This is a genomic window from Pseudomonas sp. W22_MBD1_FP4 (assembly GCF_052113765.1).
Classification (GTDB): Bacteria; Pseudomonadota; Gammaproteobacteria; order Pseudomonadales; family Pseudomonadaceae; genus Aquipseudomonas; species Aquipseudomonas sivasensis.
In genome coordinates this window covers 577,045-603,395 of record NZ_JBGQOI010000001.1, presented here as the reverse complement: position 1 = coordinate 603,395, position 26,351 = coordinate 577,045, and the positions used below count along the sequence as shown (strand labels likewise).

General features: G+C 55.5%; 23 protein-coding genes and 2 pseudogenes. 9 read left to right on the top strand and 16 right to left on the bottom strand.

Annotated elements, in window-relative coordinates; translation table 11 throughout:
* Positions 1-15: 15 nt before the first annotated feature.
* A pseudogene (locus ACEN2T_RS02810) lies at positions 16-960 on the bottom strand (methyl-accepting chemotaxis protein); the annotation flags it as partial.
* 351 nt (positions 961-1,311) lie between these two features.
* A pseudogene (locus tag ACEN2T_RS02805) lies at positions 1,312-1,581 on the bottom strand (PAS domain-containing protein); the annotation flags it as partial.
* A gap of 163 nt (positions 1,582-1,744) precedes the next feature.
* Here ACEN2T_RS02805 and ACEN2T_RS02800 point away from each other — a divergent pair.
* Complete coding sequence (locus tag ACEN2T_RS02800) at positions 1,745-3,943, top strand: OsmC domain/YcaO domain-containing protein (RefSeq protein ID WP_032885296.1); 2,199 nt, start codon at positions 1,745-1,747, stop codon at positions 3,941-3,943.
* A 124-nt stretch (positions 3,944-4,067) separates the two neighbouring features.
* On the opposite strand, the gene ACEN2T_RS02795 is transcribed toward ACEN2T_RS02800, so the two are convergent.
* The 6 genes from ACEN2T_RS02795 to ACEN2T_RS02770 form a co-directional block, all read right to left on the bottom strand.
* Positions 4,068-5,234, bottom strand: a complete 1,167-nt coding sequence (locus tag ACEN2T_RS02795; protein ID WP_442116267.1) for a cystathionine gamma-synthase — start codon at positions 5,232-5,234, stop codon at positions 4,068-4,070.
* Entirely contained in the window at positions 5,231-6,607 is a 1,377-nt protein-coding gene (locus ACEN2T_RS02790; protein WP_442116266.1) for a pyridoxal-phosphate dependent enzyme, read from the bottom strand. Before ACEN2T_RS02790 ends, ACEN2T_RS02795 begins: the two co-directional genes overlap by 4 nt.
* 173 nt (positions 6,608-6,780) lie before the next feature.
* Positions 6,781-7,260: a VOC family protein gene (locus tag ACEN2T_RS02785; RefSeq protein WP_442116265.1), complete on the bottom strand. Its 480-nt coding sequence runs from the start codon at positions 7,258-7,260 to the stop codon at positions 6,781-6,783.
* Between the two features lie 139 nt (positions 7,261-7,399).
* Positions 7,400-7,918, bottom strand: coding sequence for an SUKH-4 family immunity protein (locus ACEN2T_RS02780; RefSeq protein WP_442116264.1), 519 nt, complete (start codon positions 7,916-7,918; stop codon positions 7,400-7,402).
* Between the two features lie 142 nt (positions 7,919-8,060).
* Complete coding sequence (locus tag ACEN2T_RS02775) at positions 8,061-8,693, bottom strand: hypothetical protein (RefSeq protein ID WP_442116263.1); 633 nt, start codon at positions 8,691-8,693, stop codon at positions 8,061-8,063.
* Between the two features lie 32 nt (positions 8,694-8,725).
* Positions 8,726-8,887 carry a hypothetical protein gene (locus ACEN2T_RS02770; RefSeq protein WP_158234810.1) on the bottom strand — a complete coding sequence of 54 codons (162 nt, stop codon included), beginning with the start codon at positions 8,885-8,887 and terminating at the stop codon, positions 8,726-8,728.
* 307 nt (positions 8,888-9,194) lie between these two features.
* Between ACEN2T_RS02770 and ACEN2T_RS02765 the strand changes: the two genes are divergently transcribed.
* On the top strand, positions 9,195-9,383 hold the full coding sequence (locus ACEN2T_RS02765) for a hypothetical protein (RefSeq protein WP_442116262.1): 189 nt from the start codon (positions 9,195-9,197) through the stop codon (positions 9,381-9,383).
* Here ACEN2T_RS02765 and ACEN2T_RS02760 read toward each other — a convergent pair.
* Complete coding sequence (locus tag ACEN2T_RS02760) at positions 9,377-9,730, bottom strand: VOC family protein (RefSeq protein ID WP_099602345.1); 354 nt, start codon at positions 9,728-9,730, stop codon at positions 9,377-9,379. The two genes, ACEN2T_RS02765 and ACEN2T_RS02760, sit on opposite strands and share 7 nt — an antisense overlap.
* Positions 9,731-9,833: 103 nt before the next feature.
* On the opposite strand from ACEN2T_RS02760, the gene ACEN2T_RS02755 reads away from it, so the two are divergent.
* Positions 9,834-10,577, top strand: a complete 744-nt coding sequence (locus tag ACEN2T_RS02755; protein WP_163033213.1) for a class I SAM-dependent DNA methyltransferase — start codon at positions 9,834-9,836, stop codon at positions 10,575-10,577.
* Positions 10,578-10,698: 121 nt separating this feature from the next.
* On the opposite strand, the gene ACEN2T_RS02750 is transcribed toward ACEN2T_RS02755, so the two are convergent.
* The 3 genes from ACEN2T_RS02750 to ACEN2T_RS02740 form a co-directional block, all read right to left on the bottom strand.
* Positions 10,699-12,036: an MFS transporter gene (locus ACEN2T_RS02750; protein WP_442116261.1), complete on the bottom strand. Its 1,338-nt coding sequence runs from the start codon at positions 12,034-12,036 to the stop codon at positions 10,699-10,701.
* A 123-nt stretch (positions 12,037-12,159) separates the two neighbouring features.
* Positions 12,160-13,095: an EamA family transporter gene (locus tag ACEN2T_RS02745; protein ID WP_181643522.1), complete on the bottom strand. Its 936-nt coding sequence runs from the start codon at positions 13,093-13,095 to the stop codon at positions 12,160-12,162.
* A 322-nt stretch (positions 13,096-13,417) separates the two neighbouring features.
* Positions 13,418-13,930 (bottom strand): hypothetical protein, encoded by a 513-nt coding sequence (locus ACEN2T_RS02740; RefSeq protein WP_032885281.1) that lies wholly within the window; start codon positions 13,928-13,930, stop codon positions 13,418-13,420.
* Between the two features lie 397 nt (positions 13,931-14,327).
* Between ACEN2T_RS02740 and ACEN2T_RS02735 the strand changes: the two genes are divergently transcribed.
* The 4 genes from ACEN2T_RS02735 (at position 14,328) to ACEN2T_RS02720 (ending at position 16,977) form a co-directional block, all read left to right on the top strand.
* Positions 14,328-14,810, top strand: a complete 483-nt coding sequence (locus ACEN2T_RS02735; protein WP_095184639.1) for a GNAT family N-acetyltransferase — start codon at positions 14,328-14,330, stop codon at positions 14,808-14,810.
* Positions 14,811-15,053: 243 nt separating this feature from the next.
* Positions 15,054-15,809, top strand: a complete 756-nt coding sequence (locus ACEN2T_RS02730; RefSeq protein ID WP_442116260.1) for a bestrophin-like domain — start codon at positions 15,054-15,056, stop codon at positions 15,807-15,809.
* A gap of 318 nt (positions 15,810-16,127) precedes the next feature.
* Entirely contained in the window at positions 16,128-16,583 is a 456-nt protein-coding gene (locus tag ACEN2T_RS02725) for a VOC family protein (RefSeq protein ID WP_032885278.1), read from the top strand.
* Between the two features lie 151 nt (positions 16,584-16,734).
* Complete coding sequence (locus tag ACEN2T_RS02720; protein WP_122681087.1) at positions 16,735-16,977, top strand: hypothetical protein; 243 nt, start codon at positions 16,735-16,737, stop codon at positions 16,975-16,977.
* Between the two features lie 193 nt (positions 16,978-17,170).
* Here ACEN2T_RS02720 and ACEN2T_RS02715 read toward each other — a convergent pair whose 3' ends face one another.
* Complete coding sequence (locus ACEN2T_RS02715; RefSeq protein WP_442116259.1) at positions 17,171-17,731, bottom strand: thioesterase family protein; 561 nt, start codon at positions 17,729-17,731, stop codon at positions 17,171-17,173.
* A 407-nt stretch (positions 17,732-18,138) separates the two neighbouring features.
* Positions 18,139-18,954 (bottom strand): hypothetical protein, encoded by an 816-nt coding sequence (locus ACEN2T_RS02710; RefSeq protein ID WP_122757564.1) that lies wholly within the window; start codon positions 18,952-18,954, stop codon positions 18,139-18,141.
* A 1,148-nt stretch (positions 18,955-20,102) separates the two neighbouring features.
* On the opposite strand from ACEN2T_RS02710, the gene ACEN2T_RS02705 reads away from it, so the two are divergent.
* Positions 20,103-20,534 (top strand): bleomycin resistance protein, encoded by a 432-nt coding sequence (locus ACEN2T_RS02705; protein ID WP_032885277.1) that lies wholly within the window; start codon positions 20,103-20,105, stop codon positions 20,532-20,534.
* A 162-nt stretch (positions 20,535-20,696) separates the two neighbouring features.
* Here the strand turns inward: ACEN2T_RS02705 and ACEN2T_RS02700 are convergent, their stop codons facing one another.
* Positions 20,697-21,083 carry a hypothetical protein gene (locus tag ACEN2T_RS02700; protein WP_442116258.1) on the bottom strand — a complete coding sequence of 129 codons (387 nt, stop codon included), beginning with the start codon at positions 21,081-21,083 and terminating at the stop codon, positions 20,697-20,699.
* Positions 21,084-22,808: 1,725 nt separating this feature from the next.
* Between ACEN2T_RS02700 and ACEN2T_RS02695 the strand changes: the two genes are divergently transcribed.
* Entirely contained in the window at positions 22,809-24,461 is a 1,653-nt protein-coding gene (locus ACEN2T_RS02695; RefSeq protein WP_442116257.1) for a methyl-accepting chemotaxis protein, read from the top strand.
* A 262-nt stretch (positions 24,462-24,723) separates the two neighbouring features.
* Here ACEN2T_RS02695 and ACEN2T_RS02690 read toward each other — a convergent pair whose 3' ends face one another.
* Positions 24,724-25,416, bottom strand: a complete 693-nt coding sequence (locus tag ACEN2T_RS02690; protein WP_442116283.1) for a methyl-accepting chemotaxis protein — start codon at positions 25,414-25,416, stop codon at positions 24,724-24,726.
* Between the last annotated feature and the right edge of the window lie 935 nt (positions 25,417-26,351).

Here is a 26,351-nt window from a genome sequence, read left to right as displayed (position 1 = left end):
CCTCGCGTTGCGGGGTTAGCGGTTAAAGCGTTCTACCAACGCATATTGAGTGGCCGCCGTATTGGTCAGCTGCTTGCTAAGGTCGGTGGATTGATGGGCTTGTATCGACGTCTGGTCAGCCAGCTCCGCGATAGTGGTGATGTTGCGGCTGATCTCCTCGGCGACCGCGCTTTGTTCCTCAGTGGCGGCGGCGATCTGGGTGGTCATTTCGGTGATATGAGACACCGCTTCGCTGATGCCGACCAACGCCTGGTCTGCTTCCAGCACCCAGGCTACGCCTTCCTGCGCCTGGCGTTGGCCGTTTTCCATGCTTTGCACGGCATTGTTGGACGATGCCTGCAACTGAGTGATCAGCGCGTGGATTTGAGTGGTGGATTGGGAGGTACGCTGCGCCAGTTGGCGCACTTCATCGGCCACCACGGCAAACCCGCGGCCTTGCTCACCGGCGCGGGCCGCTTCGATGGCGGCGTTGAGGGCGAGCAGGTTGGTTTGATCGGCGATGCCTTTGATCACGTCCACCACGCTGCCGATTTCGTCACTGTCCTTGGCCAACTGCGCCACGGTGGTGCCGGTTTCGCCCACGACGGCGGACAAGCGCTCAATGGCCAGGCGGGTATCACGCGCGACTTCACGGCCACGTCCGGTCAGCACGTTGGCCTGCTGGGTGGCGTCGGCGGTGCGCTGCACATGGCTGGCGACTTCCTGGGTGGTCGCAGCCATCTGGTTGACGGCCGCCGAGACCTGCTCGGTTTCAACGCGTTGGCGATCCAGGCCTTTGGAGCTGGCGGTGGCCAACTGATCCGATTGCCCGGCCAGGGCGCTGAGTTGTTCGGCACTGTCCTGCAAGCGTGTGAGGCAGGTTTTCAGGCGCGAGTTTTGGCTGAGGAACGCGGTTTCCAGGCGTGCCTGGGGGCCGCTGGCGTCGCTGTACATCTGGGCAATCAAGGCATCCGACGTCGAGGGCTCGACACCCGCCAGCAGGCGCAAGGTGCTGCCTTGGCGTACGCGTGAGCAGAGCATACCCACCGGCACGGCAACGGCCACGGCCACCGCAATGGCGATCGGTGCACTGAGGAAAAGCCCGGCAATGCTGCCGGCGATACCGGTGGCCACGTACGGCACGGCACTCAACGCTGCGGGCAGCCAAGTGTCCTTAAGCAGCGCGCTGGATTTGCCTTGGCTGAGGCGGCGATACAGCACCTGCGCCCGGCGGATTTCATCGGCGCTGGGCTTGACCCTCACCGATTCAAAGCCAACGACTTCGCGGCCGTGGAAGATCGGTGTGACGTAGGCGTTAACCCAGTAATGGTCGCCGTTTTTCGAGCGGTTCTTGACGATGCCCATCCACGGCAGGCCTTGCTTGAGCGCACGCCACATATGGGCAAACACGGCCGGCGGGACATCGGGGTGACGCACGATGTTCTGCGGCGCGCCGATCAGATCGGCCCGTTCAAAACCGCTGATTTCGACAAAGGCGTCGTTGCAGTAAGTGATGCCCCCGTGAATATCGGTGGCGGAGATAAGTTTTTGCGAAGGCGCGAGTGAAATCTCACGTTGTGTTACTGGCTGGTTGTTGCGCATTCCGGCTACTCCCTGGTTGCACACAGTGCATCGGCGCCAACGTGCAGAAGATTAATCCACATCGGCTATTTCGCCAGCCATTGGTCAAAAGCCTGAAACTTATCGATGAAAAACCTCATAATGGCGGCCATTTTTGTTTAGCCCGTAATTCTGGTGTGCCCCCATGGAAATCAAGGTCAACTTTCTCGACAACCTCCGGCTTGAAGCCAAGTTCGATGACTTCACGGTGATTGCCGACCAACCTATTCGCTATAAGGGCGATGGTTCGGCACCGGGGCCCTTCGACTACTTCCTGGCATCGTCGGCGCTGTGCGCGGCGTACTTTGTGAAGCTGTACTGCCAGACCCGCAACATCCCCACCGACAATATCCGCCTGTCCCAGAACAACATCGTCGACCCGGAAAACCGCTATAACCAGATCTTCAAGATCCAGGTCGAGTTGCCCGCGGATATCTCCGATAAGGACCGCCAGGGCATCCTGCGCTCCATCGACCGTTGCACGGTGAAAAAAGTGGTGCAGGCCGGTCCCGAATTTGTGATCGAAGAGGTGGAAAATCTCGACGCCGACGCCCAGGCCTTGTTGATGCCCAGCAGCCTGTCGGAGCAGGGCACCTACATCGCGGGCAAGGACCTGCCGCTGGAACAGACCATCGCCAACATGTCCGGGATCCTTGCCGGCCTGGGCATGAAGATCGAGATCGCCTCGTGGCGCAATATCGTGCCCAACGTGTGGTCGCTGCATATCCGCGATGCGCACTCGCCAATGTGTTTCACCAACGGCAAGGGCGCGACCAAAGAGGGCGCGCTGGCGTCGGCATTGGGCGAATTCATCGAGCGGCTCAACTGCAACTTCTTCTACAACGACCAATTCTGGGGTGAAGAACTGGCCAACGCGCCGTTCGTGCATTACCCGGACGAGCGTTGGTTCCAGCCAGGCCCCAACGACGAGCTGCCGACTGAAATCCTCGACGCTTATTGCCGCAAGGTTTACGACCGCGAAGGCGAGCTGCGCGGTTCGCATCTGTTCGACACCAACTCCGGCAACGAAGCGCGCGGCATTGTTTCGCTGCCGTTCGTGCGCCAGTCCGATGGCGAGGTGGTGTACTTCCCGTCCAACCTGATCGAAAACCTCTACCTCAGCAACGGCATGAGCGCGGGCAACACCCTGGCTGAAGCCCAGGTGCAGTGCCTTTCGGAGATTTTCGAGCGCGCGGTCAAGCGTGAAATCATCGAAGGTGAATTTGCCCTGCCGGACGTGCCGGCTGAGGTGCTCGCCAAATACCCAAGCATTGTGGCGGGCATCGAAGGCCTGGAAGCCCAGGGCTTCCCGGTGCTGGTCAAGGATGCATCCCTGGGCGGCGAATTCCCGGTGATGTGTGTGACCCTGATGAACCCGCGCACCGGCGGGGTATTCGCCTCGTTCGGTGCCCACCCGAGCCTGGAAGTGGCGCTGGAGCGCAGCCTCACCGAATTGCTGCAAGGCCGCAGTTTCGAGGGTTTGAACGACTTGCCGCAGCCGACCTTCGAAGGCCAGGCGGTGACGGAGCCGAACAACTTCGTCGAGCACTTCATCGACTCCAGCGGTGTGGTGTCGTGGCGCTTCTTCAGCGCGCAATCGGACTACGAGTTTGTCGAGTGGGACTTCTCCGGTGAAGGCGAAGACTCCAACGTCCAAGAGGCTGCGACCTTGTTCGGCATCCTGGAAGGCATGGGCAAAGAAGCCTATATGGCGGTGTACGAGCACCTCGGCGCCACCGCTTGCCGCATCCTGGTGCCGGATTACTCGGAAATCTACCCGGTGGACGACCTGATCTGGGACAACACCAACAAAGCGCTGTTCTTCCGCGAGGACATTCTCAACCTGCATCGCCTGGACACGGAAGAATTGCAGGCATTGGTCGAGCGCCTGATCGAAAGCGAGCTGGACGATTACACCGACATCACCACCTTGATCGGCATCGAGTTCGACGACAACACGGTATGGGGCCAACTGACCATCCTGGAGTTGAAGCTGCTGATTTTCCTGGCCTTGCAGCAATATGAAGAGGCCAAGGAGTGCGTGGAGATGTTCCTGCAGTACAACGACAACACCGCCGAGCGCGGCCTGTTCTACCAGGCGTTGAACGGTGTGCTGGAGATGGAACTGGACGACGACTTGGACTTGGCGGATTACGAAGCCAACTTCCGCCGCATGTTTGGTAATGAGCGAATGGATGCGGTGATCGGCTCGGTCGATGGCAGTGTGCGGTTCTATGGGTTGACGCCGACCAGCATCAAGCTGGAAGGCTTGGACCGGCATTTGCGTTTGATTGACAGCTACAAGAAGCTGCATTCGGCGCGTGCCAACATCGTCCAGGTGTAACGCATACCCAATGTGGGAGGGGGCTTGCTCCCGATGGCGGTGGTTCAGACAAATATTCAGTGCCTGACACGCCGCTATCGGGAGCAAGCCCCCTCCCACGTTTGATCGTTGTTTTTTGGGGGGGTTATATACGGGCCAAGGCTTGCGCCAGGTCCGCTCGTAGATCCTCCACATCCTCAACCCCCACCGACAACCGCACCAACCCGTCGCCAATCCCCAGCTGCGCCCGCGTCGCCGCCGGGATGCTGGCATGGGTCATGATCGCCGGATGTTCGATCAGGCTTTCCACACCTCCCAGGCTTTCGGCCAGGGCGAAGATGTTCACGTGTTCCAGAAAGCGGGTGGCGCCCGCCAGGTCGCTGTTCAAATCCACTGAAATCATCCCACCAAACCCGCGCATTTGCCGGCGTGCCAGTTCGTGCTGCGGGTGGGATGCCAGGCCTGGGTAATAGACCCGCGCCACTTGCGGTTGTTGCTCCAGCCAGGTGGCCAGGTCCAGCGCGTTGCTGCAATGACGCTCCATGCGCAGGGCCAACGTTTTCACGCCGCGCAGGGTCAGGAACGCGTCGAAGGGGCCAGCGATGGCGCCCACTGAGTTCTGCAGGAAACCCAGGCGATCAGCCAATTCGGGGTTGTCACCGACAATGGCGATACCGCCGATCACATCGGAATGGCCGTTGAGGTATTTAGTGGTGGAGTGCACCACCACATCAACGCCCAGCTCCAGCGGGCGCTGGATCCAGGGGCTGGCGAAGGTGTTGTCAGCCACGCAGATGATCCCGCGATTGCGGCAGATACCTGCGATGGCGGCCAAGTCGGTGAGGCTGAGCAGCGGGTTGCTCGGGGTTTCGACCCAGACCATGCGCGTGTCGTCCTGCAAGGATGCTTCAAACGCCCTTACATCACTCAAATCGACAAAGCTGAAACGATGCCCGGCGCTGCGTTGGCGCACCTTGTCGAACAGCCGAAAGGTGCCGCCATAGAGGTCGTTACCGGAAACGATATGGGCGCCCGCATCCAGCAGTTCCAGCACCGTGGAAATCGCTGCCAGCCCGGATGCAAAGGCAAACGCCTGGCTGCCGCCTTCAAGGTCGGCCACGCAACGCTCCAGAGCAAACCGCGTGGGGTTGTGGGAGCGGCCGTAGTCGAAGCCCTTGTGCACGCCGGGGCTGTCTTGCAGGTAGGTGGAGTTGGCGTAGATCGGCGGCATCAGCGCGCCAGTGGTTGGGTCTGGGAACTGCCCGGCGTGGATCACACGGGTGGCAAACGCACTTTTATCAGGCTGGCTCATGCAAGGGACCTCCGTAGGTGGTTGAGCAGGTCGACGCGGGTGATCAGGCCATAAAAGCCTCCTGCATCGGCAATGATGGCGACCAAGCCGCGATCCAGTTCAGTTTGCAATTCGGCCAGGCTGGCGCTGGGGGACAGGGTTTGCAGGTTGTCGGTCATGGCGCTGGCGACGACCATCGTGAAGTGCGCGGCATCGTGGTGCAGGCCCAGCAGGATGTCGGATTCGTCGATCACGCCCACCAGTTCGCGGCCGTTGACCAACACCGGCAGTTGCGACACGTCGGCCAGGCGCATGCGCTGGAAAGCGGTGAGCAGGGTGTCGTCGGGGCTCACGCTGATCACGCGGCCGTCTTCGAAGCGGCGGGCGATCAGGTCGCGCAGGTCGCCGTAGTGTTTGTAATGCAGCAACCCCGCGTCGGTCATCCACTGGTCGTTGTAGACCTTCGACAGATAGCGCGTGCCGGTGTCGCACACAAAGCTAACCACGCGCTTGGGCGTGGTTTGTTCGCGGCAATAGCGCAAGGCAGCGGCGAGCAGGGTGCCGGTGGAGGAACCGCCGAGAATGCCCTCGGCCTTGAGCAGTTGGCGCGCGTGGTCGAAGCTCTCTTCATCGCTGATGGAATAGGCGTGGCGCACGCTGGACAGGTCGGCAATCGACGGAATGAAGTCCTCGCCAATGCCTTCCACGGCCCACGAGCCGGGTGTTATCAACTGGCCGCTGCGGCTGTATTCAGCCATTACCGAACCCACCGGATCGGCCAGTACCATTTCCAGCTCCGGTTGCACGCGCTTGAAGAATCGGGTCAGGCCGGTGAGTGTGCCTGCCGAACCGACGCCGACCACAATGGCATCCAGGTCGTGCTGGGTTTGCGCCCAGATCTCCGGCGCGGTGCTGGTCTCGTGAGCCTGGGGATTGGCCGGGTTGTTGAACTGGTCGGCGAAGAATGAGCCGGGAATCTCCTGGGCCAGACGCGCAGCCATGTCCTGGTAGTACTCGGGGTGGCCCTTGCCCACATCGGAACGGGTGATATGCACCTCGGCGCCCATGGCCTTGAGGTGCAGCACTTTCTCCGTGGACATTTTGTCGGGTACCACCAGCACCACCCGATAACCCTTGGCCCTGCCTACCAGCGCCAGGCCCAAGCCGGTGTTGCCGGCGGTTGCCTCAATGATGGTGCCGCCGGGACGCAGGCGGCCGTCACGCTCGGCGGCGTCGATCATGGCCAGGCCGATGCGGTCCTTGATGGAACCGCCGGGGTTTTGGGATTCCAGCTTGAGGAACAGCGTGCAGGGGCCGGTATCGAAGCGGCTGACCCGTACCAACGGCGTGTTGCCGATCAGTTCGAGTACGGCGGGGCGTGAGAGTGTAGGCATGGCGTCACCTGGGTGCGCAGAGGAGACATGAAACACTAGGTCGGTATTGGGTGAGTCGCAACCGGGCCGTCGGCTCGCTGTCTTTTTTTGGCGCATGGGCCGACGCGCCAATTGCGCCTGACGCTGCCAGGCGGAGCGCATTGAAGCCCTGGATAGCCTCGCCAGTTGCCGCCTCAGCCCTTTATCGCTGCCTCAATCGCCGCAATGTCGATTTTGGTCATGGTCATCATCGCATCGAACGCGCGCTTGGCGATGGCTGGATCAGGGTTAGTCACCGCCTCCGTCAACACGCGCGGCGAGATTTGCCACGACAGGCCCCACTTGTCCTTGCACCAGCCGCAGGCGCTCGGCTGGCCGCCGTTGTCGATGATTGCGTTCCAGTACCGGTCGGTCTCGGCTTGGTCATCGGTGGCCACTTGGAAGGAAAACGCCTCGGTGTGGGGAAAGATCGGGCCGCCGTTCAGGCCAATGCAGGGGATGCCGAGTACCGTGAATTCGACGGTCAAGACGTCGCCCCGCTTGCCGGACGGGTAATCCGCTGGTGCACGATGCACGGCGTTCACCGCACTGTCGGGAAAGGTGTTGGCGTAGAACTTGGCCGCCTCTTCGGCGCTCCCGTTGTACCAGAGGCAGAGGGTGTTTTTGTGGGTCATGAGCAGTCTCCACGCAGTCAAGGGTCTGTGGAGTTTAGCTGCGTTTCAATGGCGGCCTTATCAAGTCGAGACGGTTGAGGTCGGCGTTATAGGCTCGATAGAGGTCGGCCAATTCGTGGTGGGTCATCAGCGTTCACTTCTACCCGTTGAGTTCTGCGCTGACCTCATCCGCCCACATCGTGCCCGGCACGGCGGCGGCAGGATCGATGCATTGGATCTCGGGTAAACAGCGCGCCATCGTGTTGTCTCGCAGATGTGCCTGGAACACGCACAAGCTGCGGGCGAACTGGGGCAGTGAGGTATTGATGAGTACGCGCGCGTGATGGGCGTCGTGGTTGAAATAGACAATCGTCCGACTGTGTCGATCAAGCGCGATGACGTCCCCGGAGCCGGTGTGCCCCAAAGGATAATAGTGGTTGGCGATGCCGAATATTGCCAACCTGCGTTGTGCTTCGGCTTGGCTGTAGGCCTCGAAACTCAGAAAGGGCGCGGCGTCGCGCGGCAGGCCGTGCTTGAGGAGGAATTCCGCGTCTGGCGCGGGGAGGGTGGCCAGGTCACTGGGGTTGAAGGTGATGAATTCGTCAAAGCCGAGGTCCAGGCCGGGCGGGTCGGGTGGCAGTACCGAGATGAAATGTGTTTTGAAGTCGAAGTCGGTCATAGTCGTTCGCCGCGTTATGTGAAGGGGGGCGGGATGCTGACATAGAAACACTGCAGGGCCTGGGGTAGAACCCGTTCACAGCCTCAAGGTTGATCCAGCTAATACCGCAGCAATGGTTGCCGCAGCATGAGTGCGAGGAGTTTTAGTTACTCGACTTATCTGGCAGTGGCGCCGTATGAATTTCGTCATACATAGCGGTTGCCACTGAAGCAGCATAAACAATGTATTTCAGATCGCTCGCGTCACTCTTGACTTCGTAAATTTCACACAGAAGACTTCTTTTGTCCTTGGGCAACTCCACAGGCGACCAAGATGAAGGGCTCTTGAAGTTATACTCAGGGCCTTTGTATGTTAGAGACCTGATGCCAACAACCATGCGCTTATAGTGTTGCCTATCAGGTCTTTTAGAGTTTTCATAGCTGCCTTTAAATGTTCCTAGAGAGCCTGAGACAACATCTACGCACGCTTTGTCTAGCTCGGTCTCATAATCAGCAGCCGCATAGGTTCCAACGGTCCCATGATTGGAATAGAATTTTGCACGTGGCGACAACTTTTCTTCTGGGTATTTGGCGGTGTATTCATCACCCTCGAAGTAATATTCGATATACCCTCGCGAAATATCTACCCTGCTATATTTCTTTCGCTTTTCTATGATGTCGTTGAAAGAGTACCAGCGCTGCTCAATTAGTTTATGCTCGACTTCCAGTCCGCCCGCAAAGACCTTCAAGGAAAGCGCGGAGCCAAATAAGATAGATGCAATCAAAAGATTTTTCATGAATTGACCTGAAGTATGATTTTTTATTTTATTTAAAATAGGTCTGTTGATGTTGCGCGTTGATTAATTCCGCGAACCTTTTCAGCTTCGGCTTGTGTCTTCTGTTGAACAGTCCAAGTGATTGCCGCACCTACAATTGTCAAGCTTGTTGCCATATCAAAGCCAAGCTGGATGTTACTGAACCACGTGCTCATTTGACTTCCTTGAGTTTTATTTGATTTCCTTGAACATCACTTTTTGTAGCCGTTTACGCCGTAACAACGGACTCCAGCTCAAATTTCACGCCGCATAAGCGGCGTTGTCGTGCTTTTTTAATCGTGCTCTCGCTCTGAGCGGGCACGCCGCCGGTAATTTGCTGCGTGAGCATAAAGGCGATGCCGGGTCGTAACAACCGTCCGTCGCGACCCACACCGCCAACGCCCGGTATCTGAACCTGTCCGCAGGCGCGGTGCAGCACCACTACGAGACCAAACCTGCAGCGCACTGACCTGGCGCCATGAGTTGCGCGATGAAGAGGTGCGTTCGGTGGTCAACTACGTGGCGGATGTTGCTGGCAAAACCAGCTTCGGCAGTAACGGCCCATCGGCGATCAAGGACACCAGCGTGCTCGGTCTGGGCGTGACGTGGGGGTGCGATGCGGGCCACTTAAACTGCGTGGCCTGCACTCGTGGTGAAGCGATCACTCACTGATCCGACCAAACCGCCAGTTCATAACCATCCGGATCAATGAAGTGGAACCTGCGCCCACCGGGGAACGCAAACGTCTCGCGGCTTATCACAGCGCCTGCCGCCGTGATTCGTTGGTGCGCCCCTTCGAGGTCATTCGCAAACAAAATCACCAACGGCCCCCCTGGCCGAACGGGTTCTCCCGTGGTGAACCCGCCCGTCAGCCGCCCATCGCTGAACTCGGTGTAGGTGGGCCCGTAGTCCACGAATGTCCAGCCGAAAACGGCGCCGTAGAAGGTTTTGCTACGGGCAATGTCGCCCACGTTGAATTCTATGTTGTCGATCTGACGGTCTTGACCACGAACGCTCATGGTTGCCTCCTTGGCGGATGATTGAGGCGCGAGTGTAACGGTTCTGACGACGGACTGAGTTACCATGCCGCCGCGAAATTCCCGCCGACCGCTCTGGCTACCTATGTCCTCCAACGCGCTGTACACCGATCTTTCCATCTACTACGACCTGATGTGCGCCGACATCGACTATCGCGCACAGAGTCACAGCGTTCGCCGGTTGCACCAACTGTTCGGCAATAACGGGCGTCGACACTTGGACCTGGCCTGCGGCACCGGGCCCCATGTGCGTCATTTCCTCGACTTTGGCTACCACAGCGCCGGCCTGGACATCAGCCAACCGATGCTGGACCTCGCCCAACTGCGCTGCCCGGAGGCGCGGTTCAGCCGCCAGGACATGGCGGGTTTCCAGGTGGATGACGCGCAAGATCTGATCACTTGCTTTCTCTACTCGACCCATTACAACGCCAGCCTGGCCAAACTGCGCATGTGCCTGACCAGCGTGCACGAGGCACTCGCTGAAAATGGCGTGTTCTGTTTCAACGCGGTGGACAAGCTGCACATCGACAACCGTTTGCTGGTACGCCATAGCGTTGAGTTTGAAGGCAGCCACTTCACCTTCGGTTCCGGCTGGCACTACAGCGAGGAGGGCGAGCAGCAGGCGCTGCGCCTGAGTATCGAGAAGACCACTGCGGGTGTGACTGAGGCTTGGCAGGACGAACATCCGATGGTCGCCTTCAGTTTCACCGAGTTGCAGCAGTTGTTGACGCCACAGTTCGAGGTGCACATCTTCGAGCATGACTACGAATGCATCACGTCCTGGGAGGGCACGAGCGGGAATGCTTTGTTTGTCTGCGTGAAGCGCTGATACCTGCTTTACCCAGTTTCCTGTGGGAGATGTCGAGCTTTAGCGAGGCTTCGAAGGCGGCGGTACAGGCGAAGTATTCTTACCTGACCCACCGCATTCGTGGGCATTACGTCATGTAGCACTAACGCGAGAGCACCGCCGCTGAGCCTTTTTCCTCAGCGCCCACGTCATGCAGGGAGATCCTCGATGTCTCCGGCAACGCCAACCCGCCTGCCAGCGCCAGCAACGCTACGGCTATCAGATAAAACGCGGGTGACAGGTTGCTGCCGGTGGTGCTGATCAACCATGTCGCCATCAGCGGCGCGGTACCCCCGAAGATCGTATAGGCCATGTTGTAAGTGATTGCCGAGGCGGTATACCGCGTCCGAGTCGGGAAGGTCTCCGAGAGCAACGCCGCCGTGACCACCCCACATAACACCGCACCTACCGCGAGCAGCATCACCCCCACGATAGAGGCCGCGAACGAACCTGAACTGGCCATCAGGAACGACGGATACACCACCACCATCAGCAATACGCAGGCGGTCATTACCGTGACCCGACGCCCCACCCGATCCGAATACAGCCCCGCCAGCGGGCAGATTGCCGCGGCGAAAATCAGCGCGCTCAACGACACCAGCAACGCCGCCGCCCGACTCAGCCCACCTGCCACCTGCAGGTATGTCGCGAAGTAGGTGGTGAACATATAAAACGAGAGCGCCGTCAGCGATACAAACGCGCCCAGGCAGCAAATCGCCGCACCGTGGTTGCGCAAGGTTTCCTTGAGCGGAGAGTGGGCGACCGCGTGTTCCTGCTTCACGGCCTGGAAGGCGGGTGTCTCATCCAGTTTCCAGCGCAGATACAGCCCGACCAGACCCAGCGGTGCGGCGATCAGGAACGGCAGGCGCCAGCCCCAACTGCCCATCGCCTCGGCGGACAGCGACGCCTCAAGTGCGTAGGCCACCACTGCGGCAGCGGCGAACGCGGAGAACGTCGACACCGGCACGAAGCTGCCGTACCAGGCGCGTTTGTTGCTCGGCGCGTGCTCCATCAGATAGGCGCAGGCACCGGCATATTCGCCCCCGGCGGAGAAGCCTTGGGCGCAGCGAATCAGCGACAACAGAATCGGCGCTGTCACGCCGATGGCGGCATAAGTGGGCAGCAGGCCGATCAAGGTGGTCGCACCGGCCATCAGCAAAATCGTCATGGCCAGGGTACGCTTGCGGCCGATGCGGTCGCCGAGCATGCCGAAGAAAATCCCGCCCAACGGCCGAAAGGCGAAGGCCACGGCAAACACTGCAAAAGTCTTGAGCAGCGCCGCGCTGGCATCGCCACTGGGGAAGAATTGTTGCGCGATGGTGGTGGCAAGAAAGCCATAGACGGCAAAGTCGAACCACTCGACGAAGTTACCGATGCCGGCGGCGATGATGACCTTTCGCAGGGTTTGGGGGCTGACCTGTTCGGTGGATGAGCTCGTCATGGGGGAAGGCCTCGGAATGCGCAGGGGGATGCCTGATTATCCGAGGCGGCGGCCAGACGGCGGGGTTCAAAAGAGTCCTCCGCGTAGTCAGCAGCGACTTTCTGCAAGGGCTAGAGGCACGCTTCAGGCCTTGGCGGAACGCTGAGCGGACGTGCGATACGTCAGCAGCACAATTCCTGTCACCACGATGACGCCGCCAGTCACCTGACCGGCGCTGAGCATTTGATCGAGCACGAGCCAGCCCATCAGCAACGTCGCCAGCGGCTCAATGTTCATCACCGGCGCATTTCGCGGCATATCCAGGCGCGGCACCGACATGAACAGCACGATAAAACCGGTGCCGTAGAGCACGACCAACGTGGCCAGCGCCAGCCAACCGGTCAGGCTGGCCGGTGGGCTCAGGCCGTCGGCAAGGGCGCCACTCCAGCCCGCAAGGTTAACGCTGCTGAACACAATGAAGATTGTCAGCAGACTGCGCACCGAACCCCGTACCTGGGACAACTTGTGATCGGTGATCCACAGCGCGCAAGCGAATACAAAGGCAGCGCAGAAGGCGAGGGTGACGCCGAGCAGCCATTGCGGGCCGATGTCGGCGTCGGCTGAAAGGCGAGCGGGCACGTCCAGCACGAACACCAGACCCACCAGAATCAAACCCATCAGCAAGGCGGTGCGCGCCGTCGGACGTGGGCCGCCTAGTGCCCAGGTCAGCAGCGCCAGCAAAATCGGGAAAACGTTGGCCACCAGCAACGCCAGCGCTACCGGTACGCGGGCTACGGCGGAATAGAGGCACAGGCTTTGCGCGGTGATGAGCAGGCCCAGCAGTAACTGCCAGCGCCATGCACCCGAAGGCAGGCGCAGGCTTTGCCGTTGCCAGAGTACCAGCGCGCCCAGCACCAACAACGTACCGCCGGAGCGCAGCAGAATAGCGAGGAGAACACCGGCGCCGTCGTCGAAGGCCACGCGAGCGGCGATGTGGTTGCCGGCGAAGGCGCAGCCCATGCAGAGCAGGATCAGCACGGCGATGTGGCGGGGGAAAAGATTGGGGGCAGGGGGCGTCATGGTAAGGGCTCGGGCAGTGGCTTCCATCGTCGAGGATGGCAAATTATTTTTAGGTTGTCGTACAACGCTGTGGCGGATTTGTAGCGTGTTTGGGGCGAATGGGCAAGGGAGGTTTTTTGTGGGATGACCGCGGGCTTTGTTTCTTATGGACTTAACAAGATTGTTTAGGTGATTGCGTTGAGGTAGAGATAGACAGGGCTGAGCAGGAGAGGTCGTATGACTATTGAGGGCCTATTGAGTAATTCGCCATGCGCGACCATGAGGCCCGTTTAATATCGTTCGGGTGCTGGCAAGCGGTCGCGCAGTGCAGAGGTGCAATGTCTCACTGGAGCGTCGGTAATCGGTCCAACGCACAATTTCGGTCCATTTTCGGCTCATCGGCCATGGGGACGCGCGCGCCCGAATCGACATTGAATATGTCAATGTGACAACCGCTCAGCGCGCCCGGGCTGTCGACAATTCCTCCTTTGATCACGTAACGCGCGCCCGGCGCAAATTGGCTGACAAACGCTATGCTGCACGAGCGATTGGCATTGGCCGCACCGCGCATCACCAAGTGCAGCGGCTTGCCGGCTTCAATCGGAAAGAAGCCCTCCGGCGTCGATACGTTCTTATAAACGGAAACCAACTGCCCTCCCTGCGCAATCGCCACGGTTCTGCCGTATTTGCAGGCCATTGGAGGCGCCTCGACCAGGGACACGCTGTTTCGATAATTCTCCATCGACACCAACTCGCTACGGATAAGCGCCTGAGGCGCCCCCGCAGGCACAAGGTATTTCGGCGCTGGGGCGCAGCCTGCAAGCAGCAGAAGTGAACACAGGTAGAGAGGCTTCATAATTTCCTTATCAAGGTCGGTAAAGGGCGGCCTCAACTAGCCTGATGAATCAGAATGGGTCAAGCGGTAAGTGAGAAGGATAGATACCTGACCCGGTTTGAAATAAAGGTGAATCGCCCTTGGTTTATTGAATAGGCGCAACGGTTGCTCTTGGCCGAGGCTGTGTAAAAACGTTTTTTTACGCGATAGGCACTCAAAACTGGACTGAAAATCGCGCTTCTGTGCGAAATTCACATCTGCTGATGTGCCGATAAATTTCGGATTTAACGTAGATGCGCACACTTCAATTTTGGCTAAGCGGTTTTACACACTCTGGTCCAGAAGTGGACTCTCAAATTTGTCTACGGTATCTGGGCCGCTTCAATGGCTCCCCAGGATAGAAGTTGGAGCACAAAATATGCCCGTCGCACCCAATCAGAATTCCCCAATCATTTTGGTCCTGGCTCAACAGAGCGACTTGGATAATCTTGTAGCCATTCGAATTGAGGCCATGCGCGAAAGTCTGGAGCGTGTTGGTCGATTTGATCCAGTCCGCGCGCGCGAGCGGTTTCTCAGCAGTTTTGAGGCTCGCAACACCCGCTACATCGAGGCGTCTGGAGAGAGGGTTGGTTTCGTCGTGATCAAGCATCAACACAATGAACTCTTGCTCGACCACTTGTATGTGAGACCGAGCGCGCAAGGGTCAGGGGTAGGGTCTGCTGTTCTCACTCAGATTTTCAAAGAGGCGGATGCGGCTGCGCTCCCTATTAAAGTGGGTGCTCTCAAAGAAAGCGCTTCGAATCGCTTTTATATCCGCCATGGCTTCCAATTCATCGGAAGCAGTGAGTTCGACAATTACTATATTCGACAGAGTGTTCCGGCGATCGGCCCAGATTGCTAGCTGGATGCGATGCACCTCGACGTGCGCTTTGACACACTCTGGACCATAAGCAGACGCTCGTGATCCGCTGCCTTTCATGATGGGCAGAGCTAGACCAACACCAACTGATAATCACCGCCGGTGTTCAAACCAGTACTGAAGTCATTTCTGGACGGTAAACGTAGTAACTGCCGAGCAGAGTTCTGAAAACACCCAATGGTCTATCCTTCAAGACTTGACGCAAATTGATCAGGGCCCTGATGTATGAACTCTCTCTGGATCGCATTGGCCATTTTTGGGTGCCTGGTTGCCTCCTCGCTTCTCATGATGTTTTGGTACCCAAGACTGGCATCCCACCACAGGGATGACGACACCAACACCGTAATTCGTCTAGTCGCCAATATTTTTGTGGTTATGACATCGCTGGTCTTTGGCTTGATGATTAATTCTGCCAAAAACACCTTCGAGTCCATTGATGCAAACTTCCATGGGTACGCAACCAGCATGATCATTTTTGATCGGACGCTGCGGGGCTATGGCGATGCGGCACAAGACACGCGCAATCGTCTGATCACCTATCTTGAGCGCGCTATCGAGACCCCGTATCGGGGAGACGAAGCGCTGCAGCATCGAAACAGCGAGGCGGCTAAATACCTGGATGACATAGGCAAGTCATTGGCTGTTATCAAGCCCCCGGACCGCTACCATGAAACGATGCTTCAGGATATTCGTCAGCAATATCATTCGCTCATCGAGCAACGCTGGAGGATCGTCGAGCAGTCGGAGGGAGCGATTCCTGGCCCCCTTATTGGGATGCTTGTTGCTTGGTTGACGCTCATTTTCGCTAGTTTTGGATACCGCGCACCCCGTAATTCGATGGTGATAGGAATGTTCATCGTCTCGTCATTGCTCATTGCGGCTTCCGTATACCTTGTGTTGGACATGGACGTGCCATTTCATGGTCCTATCCAAATATCCGACGAACCCCTGCGCAGGGCGCTCGCCGTAATGCAGCTATAGGGGAGCATGACGGGCAGCGTTTTGAGTAGTGGTCTCGGAGCGGGTCATATTGATGTCTGCTTTTGGCCAATCGTTGCATTTCGCGAACGGCAGCTTTGGGTCGGAAGCCGCGCCTTATGAACGACGGATTTCGGCCATACGCGGGCAGTCACGTTTGTTCGCCATCAAGCGATGGACAGCTCCTCGCTTGCCTCAGTTTGAACGCGGGTTTATCGCCGAATTGGCGCATTGCTACACCGACAATATGGACTCATGAAGTCCATGGAATTTTGAGGGTCTCCGGCTCAACATTGACGCCGGTTCAACAGGGAGGCTGCAATGGATCTGAAGTTCAGTCACGTAGATGTATTGGTCAATAATCTCGAAGAAGCCTGTGCTTACTACGCACAGATACTTAATGCCCGGATATCCAAAACGCTCGTTTGGGAACGAGGTGGCCTGCATGTGCGCTACGCGATAGCGCTGATCGGTCAAGAGCGTTTCATGTTGGTACAGCCATTGGCGGGGAATCTGAGGGAGCTATTAGACTCCGCGGGAGAAGGGATGATTTATCGCCACTGCTATTCGACGCCGGACATCGAGAAGGCCTACGACGAACTGATGGTCGCCGGTGTTCAGCCACAAGACGAAAACGGAAAGCCATTGGCCCGCGCGAACCTGCAATCCCCATCCGGGACACGCATTATCTGGTTGCCCAAGCGCTTTGGGCACTTCTCCATCGAAATCCTGGAAGACAAGGCGTTAGAGGCATTTGTAGAGGATGCATTTTCCTGAGTTATGCGGCGATGAAGGTCTGCTTGCGGCCAGAAGCGGACGTCCAGCCCACCACTTTCTTCAGGGAGAAGCTGCCAACAGGAAGGCAATCTTGAAAAGGATATAAACTCGCCTGGCGGTGTCCCAGACGTCAACATACGGAAATAGATTCGTGCAGATTCATATTATCTACACCCGAACAATCATGTTCCTCTCCAAGCATCCTTACCAATCATGGAGAGAAATTCAAAATCAGTACCCTGACTACATGACTTCGCTCGGCCCTTGGGAAGAAGATACGGTCATCGAATACCTTGCAGATGAATACCCAGAACTTTCCCCGCATCCGCAAGAGCAAGTCAATGCATTCATAGCGGATACTCAAGAGGCAAGAGTGCTTACTTTTGCCGCGTAAATCGTCTTAGCGAGCATTCTCAGAAGCTCGCACTCGACGTCCGCTTTGGGTCGATAGCTGCCGGTGGCGACTGGCAGTCATCGGCCAGAAGCGGCCACTCAATGGTGTCTATAGCGGAATTCATCTCCTGACTGACCTCGGTTTACGACATAGAAGCGTACACCAATGAGTGGGGGCTCTTAACATCAGCAGGTTAGCTGGACTGCTGATCGCTGATGCTTTCTTCTTCTCTGAGTTGGCCACTCATCGCATCGCAGCTAGCCGACCACGATGTCAGCCATTGCGGCATCGCTGGCGACTTTTCGGGTAGTCCCAACTCCCGTACAAATTCGCCTGGTGGAATAATCCCTTTAGATGAGCGAAATAGACCCCGCATTACTACAACTCCGATCACCCGTCCCTTGCTCAGAAACCGATGTTCCATAAAGCTCCATTTGTCGTCCCAGCCCAGCATTCTGGTGTGGACTTCAAACGTTTCAAACAGCTTAAGCTCACGACGAAATTTACCCCAGGTGTCCCCTACGATTGGTAGCGCTTTCGTTCTAATAGCCACTCGATACGCACCACTGCGCAGAACGAAATCCATACGTCCGACATCGGCGAGTGTGAAGTATCGGCCATTGGTGACGTGTCGATTGAAGTCAAGATCTAGAGGCCATACGCGCATTCGGATGACGGTTGACCCCAGAGCTTTTACGGGGTTGCGCCACGGTCGGCGGAGTAGCATGAACAGTAGCCGAAACCATAGATTCATAAAAAACACCGATAGTTGAATGATCAGTGCACTTTAAAGAGTGAGGAGTGGGCTAGGTAGGTCTGAAAATGACTTAATTTGCCTTAAAAGTGCATTTGAATCACTGCTGCCAGAGGATTAGTGGTTTTATGGTGAAATCTGGCTCCAAGGCTGTAACCGTCCGGGCAACACTCCTTCCTAACAACGTCACTTGATCCTCAATTGGGTTTCATTACGTCGCCTTAGTCCTAGCTGAAGGCGGTTGAAACTCAATTGAGCGAATGGCCGCTACTGGCCGATTTATGCCGTTCGTGACGGGCAGCAACCGACCATTAGCCGACATTCACGAAAGACGGCTTTCGATCCAGAGTGTGTAAAAACGCTTCGTCATTGATCCGTGCAGCGACACATTGGTTGCTTTGGACTGGTCAGATCGTCGAAAGAGCAGTCGCTTTTTCTAAGACGGTTTGTAACATCTGCTCCGGTGATTGTTCCTTGTTGAAGAAGCTCGGGGACAATTTATCAGAGTCGTTTTCAGTCGATTGCCTGAGCAGGGCGAGCGGCCCCGATTGTCCTAACTGCTCTTGGTAAAGACTTTTTATACTGTCCCTAAAGCCATCAGGGTATGCCGCTTTCTCGACCCCTGGAAGATCATCGAAATAGTCCATGATGCCTTTGAAGATTTCACTGTTGTCACCGCCGTTCGTTATATTGGCGTACAACTTGGAAAAATATGTTTCATCCTGCTTACTAAGCTCCCCATAAGCGGCATATCGTTCTGCATCTGTATAGGTTCCTGAATCATCATAAACAATATTGCTTAGCCCGTTTCGGGCCATACCTTCAAATGGGTTTGGAAGTTTTTCGGGGGGGAGTTTAGAAAGCCCAATTGCGTAATCTAGTGACTGCAGACCTAACGCCAAACGGGTAGGGTCGTCTGTTTTGGGAAGTAGATCCTCGTTATTAAGATTCCCGCCAGCAATCCGCTGCCCGAAATTGTACATATCGCTCTGACCTTTTACATATTGTCCTTTTAAATCCCTATTGGACAAAGAGGCTTGTTTGTCATCAGCGTTACTTAATGCGTACAGTGCCCGTGCAGAATCGGAGATTGTGACGGTCTCGGTCGTCTTGAGGGCGGCATCCCCTGAAGGTAAATTTACAGGGTTGGACGAAGGAAGCTTCTCTTGTGTAGAAGGCTTTGCCTGTGTACTTGCTTGATACGATTTGATCGAAATATCCATGGTAATACTCCATGCGCTGAAAATAGCACGAGAGCTATCTTCAGCTAGGGTGCCTATACAAATGTCGGATTATTTTATTTCATATTCGACAGTGTAGTTATAGGGAGGCGCCGATTGAATTGCTGTGACATTGGCGTTGCAAGTAGCGTTATCTGAACCAGTGCTAGTGCCCATTTTAGTCAAGCTAGAGGTTTTAGTCGTTGGATTGACCTGGTGCCTTGCTGCAAAACGACATTCTTATTGCCTGAAGTATAGACGAATCGCATTCCTGAAACCGTATCAGCGACACTGGTCAGGGCAAATGTCGTCGTTGCAGAAGGCAGAATCGTACTTGGAGTGGGGGCTACACTCCCGAAAAAGTACTCGAAAGTGTACGCGGCTGGACCAGTCGTAGAGTCCTTCAACTTCACGGTGACGATTGTGCCCGCTTGGGCACATGCAATCATAGGGGCGAATAAAGTTGCTGCCCCGAACAGTTTAGCGAATCTCATAAATATCCCTTTAATTTTGATAGTCACTATAACTATTGTCCTTCCGCGTCGTCTTGTATAGAAAAAACAGCAAGACTCAACCTTTATAGCGGCAGGTAACCAGAATTCTTTAAGCCAAGGGTTGCTGTTTTTAACACATCGGATGAGTAAAGATTTCACAACTTGCAGGAACTAAAATATATCCAGCCTGTACCCCTTCAATTTCAATAGCTTGCGCAGTGGTCCTGGTTGCCGCTACCGGTTATCACCATAGTCATAGTACATAGGTTGAGTTACTAATTTTCGCCATTGCCCGTCGGTACACTATTCTCGGCTCGTTTCGGTAGAAAGATGACCGCCTGTCTACGCGCAGAGGTTGCTGGCACGATTCAGCCAATGATTTCTATGTCTTCGGTCTCCCACCAGCGCTGACGTGCCTAAAACACTTTCCAATGTGTGATAGTGAGAAGACGCCCGTCGGGTAGGCCAGCGGTCTGGACCCAAAGCTGACGGCGGCTAAAGGCAGAAATCGGCCAGAAGCTGCCACTCAAAGCGACTCGATAACTCCCACCCAAGCGTGCATCATCATGCTCACCACGATCCCGCCCTGGCAGCGAAGCCGTAGGTGCAGAACCTGCCCGCTCACAAAAACAAGCATTTTGAAATGGAAGTCATCTCATGTTCGAACGTAACAAACTGGTTCCGGAGTTAATGGTCACCAACCTGGATAGCAGCCTGGCTTTTTGGGTTTCTCTTCTGGGGTTCAAAGTAGCTTATCAACGTTCGGATGACGGATTTGCGTACCTTGATTTGAATGGTGCTCAAGTAATGCTTGAGCAGATTGATCCGGACGCGGGTCAATGGCTGACTGCGCCATTGACCAAACCGTTTGGAAGAGGCATCAACCTACAGATTGATGTTGAGGCTGTGGCACCCATCATCCAAAAACTTGTTCAGGCTGGATTTCCACTCTATCGAGAATGCAAAGACACCTGGTATCGGGCTGACAAAATAGAAGTAGGTCAGCGCGAATTCATCGTCCAGGATCCCGATGGTTATCTCGTAAGGTTGGTAGAGCGGTTGGGTGAGAGACCGGCTTGCTCAATCTGAACCTAAGCCAAGCCGACCGTCAGCTTTGGGTCGATAGCTGCCGGTGGCGACTGGCAGTCATCGGCCAATAGCTGCATGTGGGAGCCGGCTGAAATCGACCTAAAGCGGACATTATCTGTGAGACGATTAAGGGTACGTACTCGTATATCTTATAAATAGTTTTTAAATTTCCACTTCCTGAGTCATTCCTTTCTCGGGCACCAATACACCAAAATCCCTCCATGCCGACAAAGCTTTCTCAAACGAGCCCAGGTTAAGCAACTCAACACATTCTTCATCGTAAAGTGAAAAAATTCTTACTTTATCCTTCATAAATTTTGCCCCCCAATCCTCCCGATACCATTCTTGAAAATCAACGTCAGTCTCCCTTACAGATTTTATTCGCATCATGCCCTCATCTAGCCACGCGATCGTGTTCGATAGGCCAACTCCCCCATCATCAGTTAAGAGACAAGAAAGCAGGCTAACACCGTTATTATTTACTGAGTTCGAACTGCAGTGTGGGAATAAACGTCCAAATGCCTCTTCCCATGAGAAGTACAATTTCATTTCAAGTCTCAATACTTAGAATTAATGGTCGCTGCTCGGAACGGGCAAGCATTGTGTGACTATATGTCGAACAATACAATCGATAGATGGCCACTCTGTTCAACGGTTTTTTTTAGCCGCTGCCTGTCACCTTTTCTGTCGATTGCAACAGGTTGCGGCGTCCGAGCAATGCGCAAGCTCACGCTGAAGCACATCAGGTTTCGTTGGCATGTTTGTCCGTTTTTTTTGACTTGGCCACCCGTAACTGGGCTGCAAACGGCCGCGCCCTGCCTGGAAATCGAGAACGTTATCCTGTCTGGCGAATTTATTTAAAAATAAATGTATAGCTACTATTATAAGATCCTATATTGTTTGTGTGAGTAGTTATCCATACGGCATTCATACCTTGCTTTATTTGCTCGTTTAAGTCCGATTTGCTCGTGCAAAATTTAATTCTACGGTATGTATTTGAATCTTTTATCCATATGCCTGCCTCGCAATTGCTAAACCTGCCGGCGGACGGCCCATCAAATGCAATCTAATACTCCGATTCATAATAAATAGTTTCGCTAGGCAATACATAGATGCTAACGTCATAAATGTTTAGAGAGCAAACAAAGGCTAAGCAAAAGCCTCCCAAAAAAGAGTCTACAACCCGCCTTGCCGCCTTGCCGCCTTGCCGCTTTGCCGCTTTGCCGCTTTGCCGCTTTGCCGCTTTGCCGGCAGGGTGACTGTAGACTTTCCGACCCGCAAGAATAAGTCCGACAATAGCGCCAGTCACTAGGTATGTCGTCCATTCGGGGATTGCCGGCATTAGAATTGTTCGCGCTGAAATGCGGGAGGCCCAGAAAACATAAAAAATCCATGCTCCCACAAACGAAAATACAATCGTTGAAACATCTACTTTTTAGTTTTTTCTCAGGTGAGCCCGGTTTCATTTCTTGCACGTTCTGTTTTTCTTAATACTTGGATGATTTATTAAAAGCGTCGTTGGAGTCACCTGTGGCTCACAGATCGCTGCGTGCACCGACAAGCGCCTTACGTCGATTGCCACCGTGAGCATGTTCAACTCGGGGTTTCGCGGAGCAATGGTTAAGGACTTCCAGGTGGCGACGATCTTGTGGTGTTGGCAGCAAGCCTCAGCCGCTTACGCCCTGAAGACCGCTCGTGAGAAGATCACGCGAATTCTATCTCGGCTGCTTGTTGAGCGTCTGCTTTTGGCCGAAAGCAGTCTTTCATGAACCACTGCAAGCCCCCAGGCGTGCTCCTCTATTCGCAAGCACAAGCTATGGCCAACGTTAAGCATTGCCACTATCTGCGAAAGGGTGCGGTGTTTCGACCGATTGCTTCGACCGTAAATCTGACGCGCATTTCGAACAGTTAGGAGGCCAAGACCTTGGTTTTCAGCAGACGCTAAAAAGCCCGCCAGGGCAGCCTTCTCTGTAGGAGGCTATTGGGCCTATGGCTCGTTATGGGGCTCGATAAAATGTAATTCAGTTAAATATAAAGCGGTTCCTGTTTTAACTATAGAGTTTGAAGTAAATATCCACCCTAGAATAGAAATCCATTCATATAGGTGCGTTTAGATGGTGCGGGTAGTTCGATTGGATTGTTTGAGGTTCAATTTAGTTCTTTAGTACCGTAACCCTATTTAATTCTTGAATTACTGCCGTCCGGCGCCGCATAGTGTCAATGCGCCATATCCCTGTCTGCGCCGTGAGAATACTAAAAAATCGGAGAGTCAGCATGTTAAATTCCTTGTCGGTGCGGAAGAGGTTGTTGTTAAGCTTTGGCTTGATGGTAGTGATTATTTTTATGATCTCTGCATTTTCTGTCACTAGCTTAAATGGATCAAATCTACGCTTCTCAAGTTATGTGGACGGTTTGAATAAGCGCATGGGCCTGATGAATGATCTATTGCTCGCTGCGCAGCAACGTGCGATCTCAGCACGAAACCTCGTGCTGGTTACCTCGGCAGCTGACAGACAGGCTGAGGCCGATACCGTAAATATCGAACATCAGAAGGTTAAAAGTATTTTGTCAGCGTTAGTGGCTGGAGTCGCTGCATTGCCTCCATCCGCTGATGGTAATAACGCTCGGAGCTTAGTTGCTAACATTGAGGAGATTGAGAAAGCGTATGGTCCGATTGCTTTGGAAATCACGCGGTTAGCCGTTGCTGGCGATGAAAAAGCGGCTATTGATATGATGAACAACCAATGCTTGCCACTCCTAAAGAAACTGGTGGCTAGCGTTACAACTTACAAGAGTTTTAACTCAGGTCTAGCGCTGGCTAGCATTAGTGAAGCGCAGAACGATTATAAAGACACCCGTAATCTTCTGATGTTTTTCTGCGCAGTAGCAATTGTCATCGGGGTAGTGCTGACTACTCTAATAGTTCGTGGCTTATCACGTGCTCTTGGTGCAGAGCCAACTGTCTTGTCCACCATCGCTCAGCGCGTTGCCAGTGGTGACTTGCGCCCGATTCTTGAAGCGAAAATGTCAGCGGCCGGCAGTGTGCTCTCCTCCTTGGGTGAAATGCAGTCACGCCTGAGCCTGCTTATTAGTCAGGTTAATACGTCATCGGGCGTAATTTCTGATGCAGCCGTTGACCTTTCCGCAGCGACAGAGCAGACCCGCATCGGGGTTGGTAATCAGAGAACTGAAATCGACCAAGTCGCCACTGCGATTCACGAAATGGTAGCAACCACCCTCGAAGTTGCACGCAACTCTGAGGAAGCAGCCCATGCGGCGCTCTCCGCTAACCTCCAAGCGCAGACCGGCGGAACCATGGCAAAAGAAGCAATAACCCAAATAAAACGTCTCGCATCTGAAGTATCAAAATCTGCCGCAGCCATGGCACAACTCAGGATAGAGAGCCTGAATATAGGCGGGGTATTGCAGGTCATAACGTCTGTCGCCGATCAAACCAACTTGTTGGCGTTAAATGCCGCTATTGAGGCTGCTAGGGCGGGCGATGCTGGTCGAGGATTTGCGGTGGTGGCCGATGAGGTGAGAACGCTCGCCAAACGAACTCAGGGCGCAACCCTGGAAATTGGAGCGCTGACTGCCAATCTGCAAAAAATAGCCGAAGAAGCTGCTGGGATGATGGAAGTGTGCCGCGGTTTGACGGATGAAACTGTAATACAGGTTTCAAACACTGGGGGCTCGGTTGAAACCATCGTGGAGATGATTGACAACATCCAGCAGATGGTCAGACAAATCGCTACTGCAGGTGAGGAACAAAGTTGCGTCGCGGAAGAAATTAACCGGAGTGTTACGTCGGTTCGCAATATTGCGGATGATTCAGCTTTATCGTGCGAGCGAACTGCCCGTTCGAGTACTAACTTGGCCGAGCTCGGAGCCGTGCTACAGCAGCAAATAGGTAACTTTAAGGTTTGACGAGTTTATTGAGATTGCGTCTATGAATTGAGGACCACTTGAGTTGAGCCACACTCAGCATTACGGTCAACAATCAGCACAAGCACTCCCATCAGAACGACCTGTATAGCTTCTCGACCTCGTATTCTCTGTTTAGAACTGGGTACGCAAACGGCGGAACTCGAACCGCTGCTATTGGCCTGAAGTTATCTCTCACGACGTATTTCAAATAGGCCCAAGCGCGCGATCAACACCACGCCGAGGCCTTTCGAAGATCACCACCTCACGGATGAAACCGGCGCCCCAACGCGTCTAACCGCACCGCAATCGGCGGCAGTTGTTCGCTGCTCCTGGCCAGCATCTCTACATCCTGTGCCGTGCTCTGCGCGATGCCCTGCACCGACTGCAAGCGCCCGACGATCTCCAGGTTTGCTGAGGTCTGTTCCCGCGTAGTGCTGACGATCCGCCCGTTCAGCGCATCGATTTGGGTGATGTCATTGCCTACTGCCTTTAGCATTTGCACCGCGACCTGGCTGTCTTCCACGCAACGTTCTACGCCGTGGCGGCTGTCCTGCATGGCTTCGACGGCTTCGCGGCTGCCTTGCTGTAAGCCTTCGATGATGGTTTTGATTTCCTGGGTGGAAACCGCTGTGCGTTGCGCCAGGTTGCGCACTTCGTCGGCGACGACGGCGAAGCCGCGGCCTTGTTCACCGGCGCGGGCGGCTTCGATGGCGGCGTTGAGGGCGAGGAGGTTGGTTTGGTTGGCGATGCTGCTGATGACGTCGAGCACCGAGCCGATCTGTTCGGCTTGCACGGCCAAGCCTTGAACGGTCTGGTGGGTGTCGGTGAGGCGTGTGGCCAGTTGGGTGATTTCGTGTTGGGCGCGGCCGACGCTTTCCTGGCCGCGCAGAATTTGTTGGCTGGCGACGTCGGCGTGCGCGACCGCTTCCTCGACGTGCACCGTAATGTTGCCCATGGCGTGTTCCATGCGCTGCATGGAGTCAGTCATTTGTGCGATTTCGGCCAGTTGGTGGCGTGCGCCTTTTTCCAGGGTGCCGCTGGCGTGGGCCAGTTCTTGTCCGAGTTGGCCGAGGCCGTGGGAGTCGCGGGAGACGCCGTCAATGAGCCCGGTGATCTGTTGCAGGAAGTGGTCGAAGCGCTTGGCCAGGGACATATGCGCCTTGCCTTCACCTTGTGCGGTTTCCACGGTGAGCTGGGTGGTGACAGCGAGCATTTTTTCGAGCATTTCCTGGCTCTCGACGGCTTCGGCCTGGCTGTGCACGGCGAGGTAGAGGAGGGCGACGGTTTCCATCACCACGTAGAAAGCATGCACAAACACCATGGTCCAGCCGCCGTGGTGTTCCATCACGAAGACCGGGAAGCCTTGATGCTGTAAGGCATGGAAGACCACGTGGTGCACGGCGATGGTGAGTGCGGCCACGAGGATCGGCAGCCAGTCGCGGTAAAACGTCAGCACCGCCAGCAGGGCGAAAATTCCGAAGTGGGCTTCGATCACGCCTTGTGCCTGGTTGATATGCAGCGCGGCCATGACCATCAGACCAGCGCCCAGTGCGCAGCGCATCACGCGCGTACCGCCGATGGCGCGGTAGAGCGCGGTGAGCAGCAGGCTTGTGCCGCCACCGACTACGATTGCTTGGATCAAAGTGTCGTGCCAGAACGCCAGGCCTACGGAGAACAGCGTCATCAGCCAGATCAACGCCAGCATGATGCGGTCGGCTTTGCGGTAGTGCTCTAGAAAACGCGTGCGGACGGGCATTCACTCTTACTCCCTGTGGTGTGGCCAGGAACAAAGCATGCGGCGTGCCACGATGGCGCGCTGCTACAGAGCAAAGCAGGTATCAGGATTTTTGCAGGTACGGGGGAAGCAAAAGCTTATCGGCAGTTGGGGAG